Origin of the sequence: Halomonas litopenaei (assembly GCF_003045775.1) — a bacterium.
Taxonomy (GTDB): domain Bacteria; phylum Pseudomonadota; class Gammaproteobacteria; order Pseudomonadales; family Halomonadaceae; genus Halomonas; species Halomonas litopenaei.
Genome location: NZ_PXNS01000001.1, coordinates 440,657 through 458,111, shown reverse-complemented (window position 1 = coordinate 458,111; position 17,455 = coordinate 440,657). Strand labels below are relative to the sequence as shown.

Below are 17,455 nucleotides of genomic sequence, written 5' to 3'. Positions count from 1 at the left end.
GTAAACCTCTATGTCAGTTGCTGTGACCCAGACGCCCGCGGAAGTCCGCGAAGGTATCGATCAGGGCCACAACCAGCACGATGAGAATCATGGGCCAGGTGGTGATCAGCAGCAGATAGAACGCGACCAGCCACAACCCGTTCATTCCCTTACGTCCAACTACACCATGTGTCAGGCCGATGCCGGCCATCAGCAGCGGAATCCAGGCCAGCATGCCGATCCCGGGGAGACCCAGCAGGGTGCCGGCGATCACCAGCACCACCAACAGGATCAGCTCCCTCGGGGTGAGCCGCAGGGCGTGGAACTCTTCCCGGAAACCTCCCGGGTTGTAGAGCCCCGCCTGCCAGCTGCGTGCCAGGGCCAGACAGGCCACCGCAGCGAGCATCACCACCAGACCGGTGACACCGCTGATGACCAGCTCGGCCAGCCGACTGGCGTCGAGCCCCTGGGCAGCCAGCTCGTCGAGCATGGCCGCCACCTCGGAGGAACTCTGGCGCAGCTGCTCCAGCATCAGGGCGGTGTCTGCCTTGGGCAGGAACACCCCCAACTGGATCATCGCAGCGCCGGCCAGCGACCCCAGGATCAGCGCCTCGCCCCAGCGCATGCGGGAGCGCAGCACGATGGCCATCAACAGCGCCAGCAGGGTGGTCGCCAGGGGGATCGGATCTCCCTGGGTCCACCACCAGCCTGCCGGCACCGCCGCGGCGGCGATCACCGGCATCGCCGGTGCCATGCCCTTGCGCAAGGTCACCAGAGCGGCAATCGCCGCCCCGAACCAGAACAGCCAGGGCACCGCAGACGCCACCAGCGCGACCAGAGCCGCCTGGGGCATGCCTTTCATCGACCATCGGGCGACGGGCAGCATCGGCGACGACTTACTGGTGGCTGTCGGTGTAAGGCAGCAGGGCCAGGTAGCGTGCGCGCTTGATCGCGGTGGACAGCTGGCGCTGGTAACGGGCCTTGGTACCGGTGATGCGGCTGGGAACGATCTTGCCGGTCTCGGTGATGTAGGCCTTGAGCGTGTCCAGATCCTTGTAGTCGATCTGCTTCACGCCTTCAGCGGTGAAACGGCAAAACTTGCGGCGACGGAAAAAGCGTGCCATGGAAAGACTCCTTATACGTGCGTTGCAGAGCTAGTGATGCGCGGCTCAGGCGGATTCAGCGGTGCGCGGCTTTTCTTCGCGACGGGCACGCTTCTCTTCCACCGGCTTCATCATCGGAGACGCTTCGGTGATGGCTTCCTTGCAGCGCACCACCAGGCTGCGAATGATGGCGTCGTTGAAACGGAAGATGTTCTCGATTTCCTCGAGGGTCTCGCCGCTGCACTCGACGTTCATCAGCACGTAGTGAGCCTTGTGGATCTTGTTGATCGGGTAGGCCAGGTGACGGCGGCCCCAATCCTCGAGACGGTGAACAGTACCGGCGTTCTCGGTGACGATGCTGGTGTAGCGCTCGACCATGGCCGGAACCTGCTCACTCTGGTCCGGGTGGACCATGAAGACGATCTCGTAGTGACGCATGGATTCTCCTTTCGGTTTGGCAGCTTCCGCAGGGGCCTGAGTAGTCTCGGCGCCGGGGGAAGCAAGGAGTGAATAACAATTAGCCTGTCCCGCGCAGAACGCACGGGCGCCCAGATTCTACGGAGTTGTGACCAGGGTTGCAAGCCGATGCTGGGGCGACACCGTCATCCGCGGGCCTTGAGCTCGCGCTGGCGCACCACCTCGAACAGACAGACGCCGGTGGCCACCGACACATTGAGACTCGAGACGGTGCCCGCCATGGGCAGCTTGACCAGGTTGTCGCAGGCCTCCCGGGTCAACCGACGCATGCCCTTGCCCTCGGCCCCCATCACCAGCGCCATGGGCCCGGTGAAGTCGGCAGCGAAGACGCTGGCGTCGGCCTCGCCGGCGGTACCGGTGATCCACACCCCTTCTTCCTTCAGTCGCGCCATGGCGCGGGCCAGGTTGGTCACCTGATAGACCGGCACGCTCTCGGCGGCACCGCAGGCCACCTTGCGCACGGTGGCGTTGAGCGGTGCCGACTTGTCCTTGGGCACGATCACGCCGTGCACCCCGGCGGCGTCGGCACTGCGTAGACAGGCGCCGAAGTTGTGAACGTCGGTGACACCATCGAGGATCAGCAACAGCGGCGGCGTCTCCAGCGGCCAGGCCTTGAGCTTGTGCCACAGGGACTCCTCGCCCTCCGGCGCCAGTGGCGGACAGAACGCCACGATACCCTGATGGGAGGCACCCTGGGAAAGGCCGTCGAGCTCTTCACGAGGCACGCTCCTGAGCCTGGCGCCGCGACTGCGCGCGGTATCGACCAGCTCACTGAGACGACGCCCGGCGTCGCCCTCCTGCACCCACAGTTCCTTGGGTGATTCGCCACGCTCCAGCAGTGCCCGGACGGCGTGAACGCCGAACACACTGTCGAGGCCGTTCGGCACTGCCGGACCATGCTGACCACGCCCCTTGCCACGCGCCTGAGTACGCGCCTGGTCATGCGCCTGGGACTGGCTCTGGCCGTGGCGACGGCGTCTTGAATCATGCTTGGCCACGGGCGGCCTCCTGGTCAATCATCACGCGGGTGTTCATCCCTTGTTGCCACGCCGCGGACCGCGGCGCCGACGTCCGCCCTTCTTCTTCGGGGCGTCCTGTTCGCCGACCCCGGAGGGGCCGTCGGCACGGCGCTTGGTATCGCCCTGGGCCGACCTGCCGCCACGCCCCTTGCTGGCCTGGGCGGGCTTGTCACCTTGCCCATTGCTACGCCCCTTGCCCTGCGCGCCTGCGTCGCGACGCTTGCGCGGTGCCCGACGAGGGCGCGGCTTGTCGTCGGCCATCTCGAAGTCGATCTTGCGCTCGTCGAGGTCGACCCGAGCCACCTGAACGGTGACCCCATCGCCCAGGCGATAGCTGGTGCCGGTACGCTCGCCCTTGAGACGATGCTTCTCGGGCTCGTAGTGGTAGTAGTCCGACGGCAAGGAGGTGACGTGGACCAGTCCCTCGACATAGAACGCGTCGAGGCGCACGAAGATACCGAACTGGGTGACCGAGGCGATGGTACCGTCGTAGACCTCGCCGAGCTTGTCGGACATGAACTCGCACTTGAGCCAGCCCTCGACGTCACGGGTGGCGTCGTCGGCACGACGCTCGGTCATCGAGCAGTGCTCGCCAAGTTCGAGCATCTGCTCGAAGGTATAGGGACACCACTTGGTCGGCGGCTCCACCGGCGCGCCCTCGGCGCGCAGCACGGTGTTGGTCTGGCGCGGTCCGCGGATCACCGAACGAATGGCGCGGTGCACCAGCAGATCGGGATAGCGACGAATCGGCGAGGTAAAGTGGGCGTAGGCCGGGTAGGCCAGGCCAAAGTGGCCCTCGTTGTGGGGCGAATACACCGCCTGACTCATCGAGCGCAGCATCACCGTCTGAATGATGTCGGCATCGTCGCGACCCTTGATCGCCTCGGCCAGGTCACGGTAGTCCTGGGGCGTCGGCTCATCACCACCGCCGAGTGACATGCCGATCTCGTTGAGGAACAGCCGCAGCTTGTCCAGGCGCTCCGGCGACGGACGCTCGTGGATACGGTACAGCGCCGGCAGGTCGTGCTTGTCGAGGAAGCGCGCGGTGGCAACGTTTGCCGCCAGCATGCACTCCTCGATGATCTTGTGGGCGTCGTTGCGCGAGCGCGGCACGATCTTCTCGATCTTGCGCTCGTCGTTGAAGACGATGGCGGTCTCGGTGGTCTCGAAGTCGATGGCACCCCGTTCGGTACGCGCTTCTCGCAGCAACTGGTAGAGGCTGTGCAGGTTCTTCAGCGACGGCACCAGCGACTTGTACTCCTGGCGCAGGGCCTCGCCTTCCTCCCCCTCGTCCTGAAGGATCGCCGCCACCTTGTTGTAGGTCAGCCGGGCATGGGAACGGAACACCGCCTCGTAGAAGCGATAACGGCTGATGGCTCCGGTCTTGGAGATGTTGAGCTCGCACACCAGCGCCAGACGATCGACGTCCGGATTCAGCGAGCACAGTCCATTGGACAGCAGCTCCGGCAGCATCGGCACTACCTGCCCCGGGAAGTACACCGAGTTGCCGCGGGCGATGGCCTCCTGATCGAGCGGGCTGCCGGGACGCACGTAGTGCGACACGTCGGCGATGGCCACCAGAAGCTTCCAGCTGCCCGAACGCGTCTTGTAGGCACACACCGCGTCGTCGAAGTCCTTGGCGGTCTCGTCATCGATGGTGACCAGCGGCTTGTCACGCAGGTCGATGCGGTGGAGCTTGTCCTCCTCGGCGACCTCGGCGGACATACTGGCGATCTGGTCGGTGACATCCGGCGGAAACTCGGACGGGATCTCGTAGCTTCTCAGCGCGATGTCGATCTCCATACCGGGATCCATACGCTCTCCCAGCACCTCGATGACCTCGCCCACCGGCTGCACCCGGGTCTCGGGCTGCTTGACGATGCGTGCCGAGATGACCTGGCCGTCCTGGGCGCCACCACAGGCGCTGTGCGGGATGATCACCTCTTGGGTGATCCGATTGTTCTCGGGGATCAGTACCCCGAACTCGGGAGTATTCTCGCGATACACACCGACGATGGTCTGGGTGTTGCGCGCGATGACGTCCACCACCGTGGCCTCGTCACGGCCCCTGCGATCGCGTCCGCTGATGCGCACCAGCACGTGGTCACCGTGAAACACCCGGCGCATCTGTCGCGGGGGGATCACCAGATCAGGCTTCTTGCCGTCGTCGCGCAATAGAAAGCCGAAACCGTCCCGATGCCCCAGCACCTTGCCCTTGATCAGATCGAGCTTGTCGATCAGCGCATAGGCGTTGCGACGGTTGCGCAGCACCTGGCCGTCCCGCTCCATGGCGGACAGGCGGCGACGCACCGCCTCGCGCAGGTCCTCGTCATCGAGACCCAGCTGATCACTCATGGCCTCATGGGTCACCGGCGCCCCGATTTCCTCGAGCCGCTTGAGCAGGTATTCGCGGGACGGGGCGGGGTTGTCGTACTTGTGGGCTTCGCGGAGAGCGTGTTCGTCGGCGTCGAGCGTCCAATGGGTCATGCGAAAGGCATCCTTGGCAGGGTCGAGGACGGCAGGTGAGCGCCGACTCCCGGGCGCGAGCGTGCGGTCTTGTCGAAAATTTGTCGTAACATGCGCGCAGTATAGCGCTGGCGCGGCCTTGACCCAACCATAAGCGCCCGTGGATAGACCGGCCGCCCGCCGAGGACCCATTCAGGCAATGGTCACAACGGCAAAAAAAATCGCGCGAATCCTCATCGAGACGCTTGCATTATCCAGATGATTCGGTAACATACGCGCCACTTGCCCAGATGGCGGAATTGGTAGACGCGCTAGCTTCAGGTGCTAGTGTCCTTATGGACGTGGAGGTTCAAGTCCTCTTCTGGGCACCAACGATCCTTCGGGATCACGACGATGCAAGTCGTCACGCTCTTTGTCAGTCAAGCAGCACGTGTTCGCCCAGGTGGCGGAATTGGTAGACGCGCTAGCTTCAGGTGCTAGTGTCCTTATGGACGTGGAGGTTCAAGTCCTCTTCTGGGCACCAACGATCCTTCGGGATCACGACGATGCAAGTCGTCACGCTCTTTGTCAGTCAAGCAGCACGTGTTCGCCCAGGTGGCGGAATTGGTAGACGCGCTAGCTTCAGGTGCTAGTGTCCTTATGGACGTGGAGGTTCAAGTCCTCTCCTGGGCACCATCGACTCGTCAGGGTCGACGAACACGACAGACTGATGCAAGATTGACAAGAGAATCGCATGACATGCCCAGGTGGCGGAATTGGTAGACGCGCTAGCTTCAGGTGCTAGTGTCCTTATGGACGTGGAGGTTCAAGTCCTCTCCTGGGCACCATCGTCATGCAGACAACGGATCCACATCGGATCAACAAGAACCCGCGCCTCGTCGCGGTTTTTTTGTGCCTGAAATCTGCACCGCTCCCGGATACCCCTCTACCTCACCTTCCTCTTGCACTATCCCTCTGCGCCCCCTCCTGACGCAGCAGAACAGCAACAGCCAGCTCCGCCGTCTTTCCGGCACCCGCGAACTCTCTACCTAGTCGAATCGAGAGGGCAACTCGGCCACCTGGGACAATGCCCAGTCGCCGACCCCCGCGACCGACTCCCAGTCGGCTTCCTGGCTCGCCGCCAGCCGCGGCAGGAAATTCAGCCCGGTTTGCGCTTCTACCTCGTCGATGCTGAACAGAAACTGCTTGAGCGACTCGTCGCCACGCACGTCCTGGGGCATAATAAACGCCACCGCCAGCGGCGTATCGCCCGGCACCACCACGATCTTGTAGAACGCCACCGGCACCTCGACGAAGCCGACGCGATCGAGTAGACGATCGATCTCGAGATCGGTGATTCGTGTCTCGGCGTAGATCGGGCCGGTGATCACCTGCAGCCGGCCGAAGCGCGGCAGGAAGTGGTCCATCACCACCTCCTCCAGGCGCTGCCACAGCTGCCGATTGAGCGCGGGCTTCTGCGGCATCATGTTGCTCATCAGAAAGCTGTCGTCCTGGGCGTCTTCTCCCCACACCTTGGCCATGGCGTAGTTCGGGGCCAGGTGGCCGCGGTCGTAACCACTGCCCGAGTAGCTCGTGGTGCTGACAGGCCACAGCGTGCGCCAGTCCTGGCGAAAACCGGGGCGTGGCCCGATCTGCCGATCCCCGCTCTGGCGTAGCTCATAGCTGACCCACAGCGCACCGACGCGGACATCCGACCATCCCAGCAGATAGCCATCGTTACGCATGACGCGGGTGAAGGACAAGACGCCGGGCTCGGCCCACTCGGTTACCCCCATCCAGCTCATGCGATCACGGTAGCCCTGCTCTGTGCTGTGCCACAGAAAGGCACCCGCGGCGACCAGCACCAGCGAGACAAGGAGGTTTCGGGGGCGGGGTATCAGGCGATCGAGTGAAAGGTCCACACGCTTCCTTGATGCAAAGAGTCACGAGATGGCGAAGAGGTGCTGGTCGCCGGCGCGTCGAACGAGCGGCGTTGCGCCGGCCCGGCGCAGTCACCGGGCCGCCGACGCGATCTTGCTACCACCCCAGCGAGAACATGGTCTCCAGGTCGTGACGGGAGTGCACCTGCATGGCGTTGAGGGTCTCGGTGTCGGCGATCCCTTCCACCGCGTTCAGGCGCCCGGTGACGAGTTCGGCCAGGCTCTCGAAATCACGGGTGCGCGCGATCGCCACCAGGTCGTAGCGACCGCAGGTGGAGTACACCTCGCTGATGCCGTCGACCTCGGCGAGGCGCTCCGCCACCGCCTTGACCTGGCCCTTTTCGGCATTGATCAGGATCACTGCATTCTGCATGGTCGCCCTCCTTCGATGTCCGTCTTCGCCAGGCCAACCAAGCCCACGGCACAGACGGCAAGATGTGGTGTGCTCGCGGCGCAGTATATCAGCGCCGGCGCGGCACGGGCAGCACCACCCGACAGGCACCACCTGCGTGGCGGATTGCCGCAGCGGAGTAGCGAGGATTCGCCAAGACTCAAAGGCTTAGCTAATCTGAATGTTCAGCGCCGCCTAGAGCGCACGAGGTCGCCCAGGCTCACCGGGCACACTCGATAACATCGGTCCAGCAGAAACGGACCCAACCAAGACCGTTCGACTATCGACTTCGATCACCATCGATCGAGCCACAACGAGGAGCCCCACCATGGCCAAGCACAGCCGCCGTGACTTCCTGCGCCACAGTCTGCTGGGCATCGCCGCCCTGCCTCTGGGCGCTGGCGTACTGTCCCGCACCGCCCTGGCCCAGAGCCTGCCGCGCCTGGATACCGACAACGCCCAGGCCAAGGCGCTCGGCTACGTCGAGAACGCCAGCGACGCCAGTGGCAACGCCGCCTACGAAGAGGGAGAGACCTGCGCCAACTGCATGTTCTTCAACGCCGAGACCGAAGGCTGCCAGCTGTTCCCACAGAACAGCGTGGAGCCGGGCGGGTGGTGCCAGTCCTGGACCGCCAAGCCCTGACGTCTGGCTGACCAGCGTCGGATTCACCAGGGGTAGGCTGAAAAGAGCGCGCCCCTGAGCCACACCAGAACGACAACACCCCGGGCCGATGGCCCGGGGTGTTGTCGTCTGCCGCTATTGCCGAGTCTCAAGCGCCTTCTTCGCTGTCCGGCAGCGGCCACTGATAGCGACGCACCACCTCGTCGCCGTCCCAGGACTCCAACTTGACCGGAAAGCCCCACAGTTGATGCAGATGACGGATCACCGGATAGACACTGCGTGCCAGCGGTCGCCGCTGATCCTGCACGTGGCGCAGCGTCAGCGAACGATCACCACGGATATCCGCCTCGTAGACCTGAATATTGGGCTCACGCAGCGACAGCGCATACTGCGTGGACAGCGCCTCGCGCACCCGCCGGTAGCCTCGCTCATCGTGGATGGCGCCGACTTCCAGGGTCTCCTCCTGATCATCGTCGACGATCTGGAACAGCTTCAGATCGCGAATCACCTTGGGCGAGAGAAACTGCTGGATGAAGGACTCGTCCTTGAAGTTGCGCATGGCAAAGTTCAACGTCTCGCGCCAGTCACTGCCGGCGATGTCGGGGAACCACTCGCGGTCCTCGTCATTGGGCGCCTCGCAGATACGCTTAAGGTCGGTGAAGATGGCGAACCCCAGGGCGTAGGGGTTGATGCCGTTGTAGTAGGGGCTATCGAAGGCCGGCTGACTGACCACGGCGGTATGCGACTGCAGGAACTCGAGGATCAGCCCCTCGTCCACCGCGCCCTCGTCGAACAAACGATTCATCAGGGTGTAGTGCCAGAAGGTCGCCCAGCCCTCGTTCATCACCTGGGTCTGGCGCTGGGGGTAGAAGTACTGGGCCAGCTTGCGCACGATACGCACCACCTCGCGTTGCCAGGGCGCCAGCAGCGGAGCGTTCTTCTCGATGAAGTACAGCAGGTTTTCCTGGGGCTCCGGCGGATAACGCCCGCCACCTCGCAGCCCCAGCGGATCGTCCTCGGACGCCATGGGCTCGGCGATGCTGCCCACATCACCGGTCGGAATGGTGCGCCACAGGGTGTTGACCTGGGTCTGCAGGTAGTCTTCGCGTTCCTGCTGACGGCGAGCCTCCTCCTCGGGAGATACCGGGGACGGACGCTTGTAGCGGTCGACGCCATAATTCTGCAGGGCGTGACAGGCGTCGAGCAGCTGCTCCACCGCCTGGACACCGTGGCGCTCTTCGCACTGGCTGATGTACTTGCGGGCGAACACCAGGTAGTCGACGATCGAGGAGGCGTCGGTCCAGGTCCGAAACAGATAGTTGCCCTTGAAGAAGGAGTTGTGGCCATAGCAGGCGTGCGCCATGACCAGCACCTGCATCATCAGGGTGTTCTCTTCCATCAGGTAGGCGATGCAGGGATCTGAATTGATCACCAGTTCGTAGGCCAGCCCCATCTGACCACGCCGATAGGCCTGCTCCACCGCCAGAAACTGCTTGCCGAAGGACCAGTGGTGATAGCCCACTGGCATACCGACGCTGGCGTAGGCGTCCATCATCTGCTCGGTGGTGATGATCTCGATCTGGTTGGGGTAGGTATCGAGCCGGTACTCGTCTGCCAGTCGCGCGATCTCGGCCTCGAACTCGGTGAGATCGTCAAAGCTCCAGTCGGAGCCGGTGGCGATGGGCTTGGCGTGGCGCTTGGTCAAGGTGGTCATGGAGCTCCCCTCCTCTCCGGGGCTCTATCATCGCCCGGAGTTGCGTAGCGCTTGTTCAGGGGCCGCAAGGCCCCGGTCGGCTGTCGAGTCGACCGAGGGGTCAACTCTCGGCGCGACGCTTGAACAAGGCACGGAACACCGGATAGATATCCCCCGGCTCGACGATCTGACGCATGGCGAAACGGTCAGGATAGGCCGCCTCCACCCGCTCGTACTCTTCCCACAGGGCCTGGTGGGCGTGGGGCGTGATCTCCACGTAGGTGAAGTACTGCAGGCGCCCCATCAGTGACTTGGTCAGGAGCTCGCGACAGTTCACCGAATCATCGTCCCAGTTGTCGCCATCCGAGGCCTGGGCCACGTACAGATTCCACTGACCCGGCGGGTAGCGCTTGTCGATGATCTCGTCGACCAGGGTCAAGGCGCTGGAGACGATGGTGCCGCCGGTCTCCCTGGAGTAGAAGAACTCCTCCTCGTCGACCTCCTTGGCGGCGGTATGATGCCTGACAAAGACCAGCTCGACCCGCTCGTAGCTGCGCTCGAGAAACAGGTACAGCAGCAGGAAGAAGCGCTTGGCGATGTCCTTGTGGGCCTGGGTCATCGACCCGGAGACGTCCATCACGCAGAACATCACCGCCTTGCTCGATGGCTGGGGCTGGTTGATCAGGTGGTTGTAGCGAAGATCGTAGGTGTCGATGAAGGGCACCGCCTCCAGGCGCCGCTCCAGGCGCTCGATCTCGTCCTTGAGCTCCTGTATGCGAGCGGGGTTTCGGAGCACCGGATCCTTGCGCTCCTCGACCTCCAGTGCCTCCTGAGCCTCGCGCAGGGCCCGACGAATGGGCGCCCGCATGGCGATACGTCGGGCCTGGGCCTCGCGCATGGAGCGCACGATGTTGATCCTCGCCGGCACCCCGTCCCGGGACACCCCGGCGCGCACCGGCCGCACCTCCTCGACGTCGACCAGCGGCTTGCGCTCCAGGTGGGGCAACTCCAGGCCGTCGAAGACAAACTCGAGAAATTCCTCCCGCGTCAGGGTGAAGGCGAACTCGTCCATGCCCTCACCCTGATTGGAAGCGCCGCCTTCGCCGCTGCCATCGCCACCACCGCCGCCACCGTCCGGACGGCGCAGGCGATCCCCTTCCTGAAATTCGCGATTGCCCGGCGCGACGATGGAGCGACGCCCCCCGCTGCCGTGCTGGAATACCGGCTCGGAGATATCACGGCTCGGGATCGAGACCTTCTCGCCGCGCTCCATGTCGGTGATGGAACGGCGATTCACCGCCTCCTCCACGGAGCGCTTGATATGGGTCCGATAACGGTCAAGAAAGCGCTGGCGGTTGACCGCGCTCTTGTTCTTGGCGTTGGCTCGGCGATCGATGAAGTAGGTCATGGGACCTCCTGGGCGCAGTCGACAAGGGTGGCAGGCACCGGGACGCTCCCGGTGCCTTCACGGCTACTGCGACTTGCGCACCCTCAGGTACCACTCCGACAGCAGGCGCACCTGCTTCTCGGTGTAGCCTCGATCCTTCATCCGCGCCACGAAGTCCTCGTGTTTCTTGATGTCGGCAGAGGATGCCTTGGCGTTGAAGGAAATCACCGGCAGCAGCTCCTCGGTGTTGGCGAACATCTTGTGCTCGATCACACCACGCAGCTTCTCGTAGGACTGCCAGCCCGGATTCATGCCGTTGTTCTGGGCACGCGCCCTGAGCACGAAGTTGACCACCTCGTGGCGGAAGTCCTTGGGATTGGAGATGCCCGCCGGCTTCTCGATCTTTTCCAGCTCGTCATTGAGCGACTGGCGATCAAACAGCTCGCCGGTCTCGGGATCCCGGTACTCCTGATCCTGGATCCAGAAGTCGGCGTAGGTGACGTAGCGGTCGAAGATGTTCTGACCGTACTCGGAGTAGGACTCCAGGTAGGCGGTCTGGATCTCCTTGCCGATGAAGTCGACGTAGCGCGGCGCCAGGTACTCCTTGATGTAGCGCAGGTAACGCTCGAAGGTTTCCTTGGGCAACTGCTCCTGCTCCAGACGCTGCTCCAGCACATACAGCAGGTGCACCGGATTGGCCGCCACCTCATGGTTGTCGAAGTTGAATACCTTCGACAGGATCTTGAAGGCGAAGCGTGTGGACAACCCGTCCATGCCCTCGTCCACCCCGGCGCTGTCGCGATACTCCTGGATCGACTTGGCCTTGGGATCGGTGTCCTTCAGGTTCTCGCCGTCATAGACCCGCATCTTGGAGTAGACGCTTGAGTTCTCCGGCTCCTTGAGCCGCGACAGCACCGAGAACTGGGCCAGCATGCGCAGGGTATCCGGCGCGCAGGGAGCCTGGTTGAGCGAGGAGTGCTCGAGCAGCTTCTTGTAGATGTTGATCTCTTCGGAGACCCGCAGGCAGTAAGGCACCTTGACGATGTAGACCCGGTCGAGGAAGGCCTCGTTGTTGCGATTGTTGCGGAACGCCTGCCACTCGCTCTCGTTGGAGTGGGCCAGCACGACGCCATCGAAGGGTATCGCGCCCATGCCCTCGGTGGGGTTGTAGTTGCCTTCCTGGGTGGCGGTCAGCAGCGGATGCAGCACCTTGATCGGCGCCTTGAACATCTCGACGAACTCCATCAGACCCTGGTTGGCCCGACACAGGCCACCGGAGAAGCTGTAGGCGTCCGGGTCATCCTGGGAATAAAGCTCGAGCTGGCGGATGTCCACCTTGCCCACCAGCGAGGAGATGTCCTGGTTGTTCTCGTCGCCAGGCTCGGTCTTGGAGATGGCGATCTGATTGAGACGTGAGGGATACAGCCGCACCACCCGGAACTGGGAGATGTCACCACCGGACTCCTTGAGTCGCTTGGCTGCCCAGGGCGACATCACGCTGCGCAGGTGGCGACCGGGAATGCCGTACTCCTTCTCGAGCAGCTCGCCGTCTTCTTCGGGCGAGAACAGGCCAAGCGGGGACTCGTGCACCGGAGAACCCTTGATGGCGTAGAACGGCACTTTTTCCATCAACAGCTTGAGCCGCTCGGCCAACGACGACTTGCCGCCCCCCACCGGCCCCAGCAGGTAGAGAATCTGCTTTTTCTCTTCCAGGCCCTGAGCGGCGTGGCGGAAGTAGGCCACGATCTGCTCGATGGCCTCCTCCATGCCATGGAATTCACTGAACGCCGGGTAGCGGCGTATCACCTTGTTGGAAAAGATCCGCGCCAGCCTCGGGTCCTTGGCGGTGTCGATCACCTCCGGTTCACCGATGGCCTCCAGCATGCGCTCTGGCGCACTGGCGTAGACGGAAGGGTCTTGACGGCAGAGTTCCAGATATTCCTGCAGGGACATTTCTTCCTGCTGGACGCGAGCGAAGCGGTTCTGCACATGGTCGAAGATGCTCATCGATGCCTCCTGTGATGCCCGGGACTCGATCTGGACGACGTCACCCACCCTTGCCTGCCATCGCCCTTGTCGAGGGGGTACTCTCAGCGTAGAACAGCATTAGCCAATGACGATGCTCGGATCTTCAACGCTGAACGTCCTTACCTATAAGAACTCATGCCAGCAGAAGCGTTTCATTGTCCAGACGTAATTCGACCTAAGAGGGTCAAGAGGCACCAAAGCCGAGGTAGCCGACGGCCGGAAAGCCGGCGCCGGGCGCCACCTGCCCGGTCCTCATGAGGCACGACAGCGCACCTCCTGAGGATTACCGAATCTGCATATTTTATTGTCGACAATCCTATAGCGACGCCGCCAGACGCACGCCCTGATCGATGGCGCGCTTGGCGTCCAGCTCCGCTGCCTTGTCCGCCCCACCGATGATCGACACCCGAACGCCGGCGGCCTCAAGTGGCGCTACCAGCTCACGCACCGACTCCTGCCCGGCACACACCACCACACTGTCCACGGCCAGGGTGCGCTCCTCGCCGTCAACGCTCAGATGCAGGCCCTGGTCGTCGATACGCTGATACTCGCAGCCGGGTATCGCCTGGACTCCCCGATGGCGCAGCGAGGCCCGATGCACCCAGCCAGAGGTAGTGCCGAGCCCCTTGCCGGGCTTGGAGCTCTTGCGCTGCAGCAGAAAGACCTCCCGCGGTGACTCGGGACGCTGTGCGGGCTTGAGCCCTCCCGGCGCGCTCACTGCGAGATCCACGCCCCACTCGTCACACCACTCGGCCAGGGGGTCGTCACCCGGGGCGACGTGGGTCAGTAACTCCGCCACGTCAAAGCCGATACCGCCGGCGCCGATGATGGCGACCCGCCGCCCGACCCGCCCGGGTGACTCGATTGCCTCTGCGTAGCTCAGCACACTGGCATGATCGGCACCGGGCAACTGAAGCTGGCGGGGACGGACGCCGGTGGCCAGCACCACGTGATCAAAGCCCTCAAGATCAGCCACCGTTGCTTCACAGGACAGCCTGACGTCGACACCGGTCTTGTCGAGCATGACCCGGAAGTAGCGCAGCGTCTCGTCGAACTCCTCCTTGCCAGGTATCCGACGGGCAAAGTTGAACTGCCCACCCAGACTGGCCTGGCGCTCGAACAGGGTGACCCTGTGGCCCCGCTCTGCGGCACTGACGGCGGTAGCGAGTCCGGCAGGACCGCCCCCTACCACCGCCACCGTCTGCGGCGTGGCGGCCGCCTCCAGCGACAGCTCGGTCTCATGACAGGCGCGAGGGTTGACCAGGCACGAGGTCAGCTTGCCCTGGAAGGTGTGGTCGAGGCAGGCCTGGTTGCAGGCGATGCAGGTGTTGATCTCGTCTGCTCTGTCGCCACGAGCCTTGGCCACCCAGGCGGGGTCGGCCAGCAGAGGCCGGGCCATGGAGACCATGTCGGCGTGGCCCTCGGCGAGCACCCGTTCGGCCACCTCGGGCATGTTGATGCGGTTGGTGGTGATCAGCGGAATCGTCACCGCCTGACGCATGCGCCGGGACACCTCGGTAAAGGCCGCCCGCGGCACACTGGTGACGATGGTCGGCACCCTGGCCTCGTGCCAGCCGATGCCGGTGTTGATCACGTCGGCACCGGCGGCTTCCACCGCCCGCCCCAGGGCGATGACCTCGTCATGGGTGCTGCCGTCCTCCACCAGGTCGATCATCGACAGCCGGTAGATCAGCAGAAAGCGATCCCCCACCGCCGCGCGTACCCGGCGCAAAATCTCCAGCGCAAAGCGGCAGCGATTGTCGAAGTCGCCGCCCCAGCGATCCTGGCGCTGATTGGTGCGCCGACAGATGAACTGGTTGATCAGGTAGCCCTCGGACCCCATGATCTCGACGCCATCGTAGCCGGCCTGCTGGGCCAGGCGCGCGCAGCGCACGTAGTCGTCGATCTGCCGCTCCACATCCTCGTCAGTAAGCTCACGCGGCACGAAGGGATTGATCGGCGCCTGGATCGCCGACGGCGCCACCAGCTCCGGCGAATAGGCGTAGCGCCCAGCGTGCAGGATCTGCATGCAGATGCGTCCGCCCTCGGCGTGCACCGCCTCGACGACCTGACGGTGTCCCTCGAGCTGGTCCTCGCTGGTCAACTGCGAGGCCCCCTGGAAGACGGCGCCTTCGGCGTTGGGGGCGATGCCGCCGGTCACAATCAGCGCCACTCCCTCGCGGGCGCGCTCGGCGTAGAAGGCGGCCAGACGCTCGAAGCCGCGCGGTGCTTCTTCCAGGTTGGTATGCATGGAGCCCATCAGCACACGATTGGGCAGGCTCAGATGGCCCAGGCGCAAGGGAGTGAAGAGCTGGGGATAGGCGGTCACGGGGCGGTCCTTCGCAGCACAGGCTGCGCGTTGTTGTTGGCGGTGTCGGATGGCGCGCTCACACAATTGGCGCCACTCATCGACCAATTTCAAACAACTGTATGATAGCAGTCCACCCTCTGCCACCCCCCTCGATGAAAATGCGCGCAAAACGCATCGTCGGGCAAAGGTTTCTTTCTGGCCAGCTCCGGGGATAGCTCTTGAAAGAGCTCTTGAAAGAGCTCCTGAAACAGCTCCTGGAATCGCCCTCCTGGAACAGCTCTCTGCATAGCCCTCCAGGCAACCCTCGTCCACCACCGCTGACCTGACGCACACGAAAAAGGCCCCGCTGCGTAGCAGCGGGGCCTTCCGAAATAAGCGCCGGTAACAGGACCGGACTTTTCCAGCGAACTGGATCGAGTGAAACTGGCGGACCGGACGGGACTCGAACCCGCGACCTCCGGCGTGACAGGCCGGCATTCTAACCAACTGAACTACCGGTCCGCGTGGTGGGTGATACCGGATTCGAACCAGTGACCCCCAGCATGTGAGGCTGGTGCTCTAACCAACTGAGCTAATCACCCACGTTATTTCACACGGTGCGATGTCTCGAGTTTCCTGAAGACGTCGTCTTTGGCTTGTCATCGTGGCGGACCGGACGGGACTCGAACCCGCGACCTCCGGCGTGACAGGCCGGCATTCTAACCAACTGAACTACCGGTCCGCAATGATGACCAATTCGAGAAGAGACGCTGGCGGACCGGACGGGACTCGAACCCGCGACCTCCGGCGTGACAGGCCGGCATTCTAACCAACTGAACTACCGGTCCGCAATGATGACCAATTCGAGAAGAGACGCTGGCGGACCGGACGGGACTCGAACCCGCGACCTCCGGCGTGACAGGCCGGCATTCTAACCAACTGAACTACCGGTCCAGCGCTCTCTACTCTACGTGTCCATCCATCATTTTCATGATGGTGGGTGGTACAGGGTTCGAACCTGTGACCCCCAGCTTGTAAGGCTGGTGCTCTCCCAGCTGAGCTAACCACCCCTGGTCACGTGGCGCTGCATTCTACAGAACATCCGGGGGATGTCAACGCGCTCCACGCATCTTTCTCGTTTTTTTTGTCCCGACTTTTGCCCGTGCATTCATCGACTTGGGCCGAAAGCCAGACGGCGCAAGGGCTGGCGCCACAGCGCCGTGATATCCACCCTTGTAGAAAGAAGCGCTCACGACTTGCTCATGGCGTCCGCGGTAGCGCGCGCCGCCTTAGCCATCAGGTCCTGACGCGACAGTCCACTCAAGCGCCGCGGCGACCAGTCGTGGTCACCATCCTCGAGCCATTCAAGACGCGCATGCGCCGGCAACTCATAGCCCGCCACCTCGTCGCGAGTACCGAAAGGGTCCCGGGTACCCTGCAGTACCACCAGAGGGCAAGCCAGCGACGGCCAGTGATCCAGACGCAGGCGCTCGGGCTTGCCCACGGGATGAAAGGGGTAGCCGGCCAGCACCAGCCCCGGTGCACCGTCCTCGGCGGCCAGCAGACTGGCCACCCGACCGCCCATGGACTTGCCGCCGAGCCACAGCGTCCCCGGCACCACCTGCGACAAAACGTCACGCCAGAGGCGCATTTCTTCCACCAGCCGAGCCACCCTGGGCGGCGGCCGCCGACGCCCCGCCGCACGCATCTCGCGCAGGTAGGCAAACTCGAATGACAGCGTCTGTACGCCGGCCCGGGCCAGCGCCGCGCGCCATTCAAGCAAAAAGGGTGAATCGTGTCCGGCACCGGCCCCATGCGCCAGCAACAACACGTCTCGGCAAGGTGGTCCCTCCAGGATCACCGGCGCCAGGTCGGGCACCTGCCACTCGCCACGGTGCCCGGCGGCGAGTGCCTGGCTGAATTCCTGAGTAAAAGCGTCGGGTAAAACGAGTTGTGACACGGCAAAGTTTCCAAAGTTCACTGCCACCAGAGGCTAAGTTCTTCTCACTGCCAGGCTGGGCTAGAATTCTGAGTGGTTGTTGATCTGCATCATTCTGAGGCAATTGCCGGGCAGGCACTAT

General features: G+C 63.6%; 13 protein-coding genes and 10 tRNA genes. 5 read left to right on the top strand and 18 right to left on the bottom strand.

The window, feature by feature from the left end; genetic code table 11:
* Positions 1–13: 13 nt before the first annotated feature.
* The 5 genes from C6W88_RS02140 to rnr form a co-directional block, all read right to left on the bottom strand.
* Positions 14–865, bottom strand: coding sequence for a hypothetical protein (locus C6W88_RS02140; protein ID WP_108131326.1), 852 nt, complete (start codon positions 863–865; stop codon positions 14–16).
* Between the two features lie 10 nt (positions 866–875).
* On the bottom strand, positions 876–1,103 hold the full coding sequence (rpsR, locus tag C6W88_RS02135; RefSeq protein WP_016853668.1) for a 30S ribosomal protein S18: 228 nt from the start codon (positions 1,101–1,103) through the stop codon (positions 876–878).
* A gap of 45 nt (positions 1,104–1,148) precedes the next feature.
* Entirely contained in the window at positions 1,149–1,520 is a 372-nt protein-coding gene (gene rpsF, locus C6W88_RS02130) for a 30S ribosomal protein S6 (protein WP_045992140.1), read from the bottom strand.
* 164 nt (positions 1,521–1,684) lie between these two features.
* Positions 1,685–2,425, bottom strand: coding sequence for a 23S rRNA (guanosine(2251)-2'-O)-methyltransferase RlmB (gene rlmB, locus C6W88_RS02125; RefSeq protein ID WP_222515811.1), 741 nt, complete (start codon positions 2,423–2,425; stop codon positions 1,685–1,687).
* 165 nt (positions 2,426–2,590) lie between these two features.
* Positions 2,591–5,065 carry a ribonuclease R gene (gene rnr / locus C6W88_RS02120; protein WP_108131325.1) on the bottom strand — a complete coding sequence of 825 codons (2,475 nt, stop codon included), beginning with the start codon at positions 5,063–5,065 and terminating at the stop codon, positions 2,591–2,593.
* Positions 5,066–5,328: 263 nt separating this feature from the next.
* On the opposite strand from rnr, the gene C6W88_RS02115 reads away from it, so the two are divergent.
* The 4 genes from C6W88_RS02115 (at position 5,329) to C6W88_RS02100 (ending at position 5,871) form a co-directional block, all read left to right on the top strand.
* Positions 5,329–5,415, top strand: a tRNA-Leu gene (locus tag C6W88_RS02115).
* A 65-nt stretch (positions 5,416–5,480) separates the two neighbouring features.
* Positions 5,481–5,567 (top strand) — tRNA-Leu (locus C6W88_RS02110).
* 65 nt (positions 5,568–5,632) lie between these two features.
* Positions 5,633–5,719: transfer RNA gene (locus C6W88_RS02105), tRNA-Leu, on the top strand.
* A 65-nt stretch (positions 5,720–5,784) separates the two neighbouring features.
* Positions 5,785–5,871: transfer RNA gene (locus C6W88_RS02100), tRNA-Leu, on the top strand.
* Positions 5,872–6,072: 201 nt separating this feature from the next.
* On the opposite strand, the gene C6W88_RS02095 is transcribed toward C6W88_RS02100, so the two are convergent.
* Positions 6,073–6,945 carry a DNA/RNA non-specific endonuclease gene (locus C6W88_RS02095; protein ID WP_231498451.1) on the bottom strand — a complete coding sequence of 291 codons (873 nt, stop codon included), beginning with the start codon at positions 6,943–6,945 and terminating at the stop codon, positions 6,073–6,075.
* Between the two features lie 115 nt (positions 6,946–7,060).
* Complete coding sequence (locus C6W88_RS02090; RefSeq protein WP_045992143.1) at positions 7,061–7,336, bottom strand: Lrp/AsnC family transcriptional regulator; 276 nt, start codon at positions 7,334–7,336, stop codon at positions 7,061–7,063.
* A gap of 346 nt (positions 7,337–7,682) precedes the next feature.
* On the opposite strand from C6W88_RS02090, the gene C6W88_RS02085 reads away from it, so the two are divergent.
* Positions 7,683–7,997 carry a high-potential iron-sulfur protein gene (locus C6W88_RS02085; RefSeq protein WP_045992144.1) on the top strand — a complete coding sequence of 105 codons (315 nt, stop codon included), beginning with the start codon at positions 7,683–7,685 and terminating at the stop codon, positions 7,995–7,997.
* A gap of 127 nt (positions 7,998–8,124) precedes the next feature.
* Here C6W88_RS02085 and C6W88_RS02080 read toward each other — a convergent pair whose 3' ends face one another.
* The 11 genes from C6W88_RS02080 to C6W88_RS02030 all read right to left on the bottom strand — a co-directional run bounded on the left by C6W88_RS02080 (position 8,125) and on the right by C6W88_RS02030 (position 17,334).
* Complete coding sequence (locus C6W88_RS02080; RefSeq protein WP_108131324.1) at positions 8,125–9,690, bottom strand: SpoVR family protein; 1,566 nt, start codon at positions 9,688–9,690, stop codon at positions 8,125–8,127.
* 100 nt (positions 9,691–9,790) lie between these two features.
* Positions 9,791–11,077, bottom strand: a complete 1,287-nt coding sequence (locus tag C6W88_RS02075; protein WP_045992146.1) for a YeaH/YhbH family protein — start codon at positions 11,075–11,077, stop codon at positions 9,791–9,793.
* Positions 11,078–11,140: 63 nt separating this feature from the next.
* Positions 11,141–13,063, bottom strand: coding sequence for a PrkA family serine protein kinase (locus C6W88_RS02070; protein ID WP_108131323.1), 1,923 nt, complete (start codon positions 13,061–13,063; stop codon positions 11,141–11,143).
* A gap of 337 nt (positions 13,064–13,400) precedes the next feature.
* Positions 13,401–15,413: an NADPH-dependent 2,4-dienoyl-CoA reductase gene (locus C6W88_RS02065; protein ID WP_146164626.1), complete on the bottom strand. Its 2,013-nt coding sequence runs from the start codon at positions 15,411–15,413 to the stop codon at positions 13,401–13,403.
* 406 nt (positions 15,414–15,819) lie between these two features.
* A tRNA-Asp gene (locus C6W88_RS02060) sits at positions 15,820–15,896 on the bottom strand.
* Between the two features lie 3 nt (positions 15,897–15,899).
* Positions 15,900–15,976, bottom strand: a tRNA-Val gene (locus C6W88_RS02055).
* 63 nt (positions 15,977–16,039) lie between these two features.
* Positions 16,040–16,116: transfer RNA gene (locus C6W88_RS02050), tRNA-Asp, on the bottom strand.
* Between the two features lie 29 nt (positions 16,117–16,145).
* Positions 16,146–16,222 (bottom strand) — tRNA-Asp (locus C6W88_RS02045).
* Positions 16,223–16,251: 29 nt separating this feature from the next.
* Positions 16,252–16,328: transfer RNA gene (locus C6W88_RS02040), tRNA-Asp, on the bottom strand.
* Between the two features lie 40 nt (positions 16,329–16,368).
* Positions 16,369–16,444: transfer RNA gene (locus tag C6W88_RS02035), tRNA-Val, on the bottom strand.
* Positions 16,445–16,623: 179 nt separating this feature from the next.
* On the bottom strand, positions 16,624–17,334 hold the full coding sequence (locus C6W88_RS02030) for an alpha/beta family hydrolase (protein WP_146164625.1): 711 nt from the start codon (positions 17,332–17,334) through the stop codon (positions 16,624–16,626).
* Positions 17,335–17,455 lie beyond the last annotated feature (121 nt).

Bases quoted from the DNA above. Each gene is read 5' to 3' on its own strand.
- C6W88_RS02140 (WP_108131326.1), bottom strand. From the start codon at position 865: ATGCTGCCCGTCGCCCGATGGTCGATGAAAGGCATGCCCCAGGCGGCT.
- rpsR (WP_016853668.1), bottom strand. From the start codon at position 1,103: ATGGCACGCTTTTTCCGTCGCCGCAAGTTTTGCCGTTTCACCGCTGAA.
- rpsF (WP_045992140.1), bottom strand. From the start codon at position 1,520: ATGCGTCACTACGAGATCGTCTTCATGGTCCACCCGGACCAGAGTGAG.
- rnr (WP_108131325.1), bottom strand. From the start codon at position 5,065: ATGACCCATTGGACGCTCGACGCCGACGAACACGCTCTCCGCGAAGCC.
- C6W88_RS02090 (WP_045992143.1), bottom strand. From the start codon at position 7,336: ATGCAGAATGCAGTGATCCTGATCAATGCCGAAAAGGGCCAGGTCAAG.
- C6W88_RS02085 (WP_045992144.1), top strand. From the start codon at position 7,683: ATGGCCAAGCACAGCCGCCGTGACTTCCTGCGCCACAGTCTGCTGGGC.
- C6W88_RS02080 (WP_108131324.1), bottom strand. From the start codon at position 9,690: ATGACCACCTTGACCAAGCGCCACGCCAAGCCCATCGCCACCGGCTCC.
- C6W88_RS02075 (WP_045992146.1), bottom strand. From the start codon at position 11,077: ATGACCTACTTCATCGATCGCCGAGCCAACGCCAAGAACAAGAGCGCG.
- C6W88_RS02070 (WP_108131323.1), bottom strand. From the start codon at position 13,063: ATGAGCATCTTCGACCATGTGCAGAACCGCTTCGCTCGCGTCCAGCAG.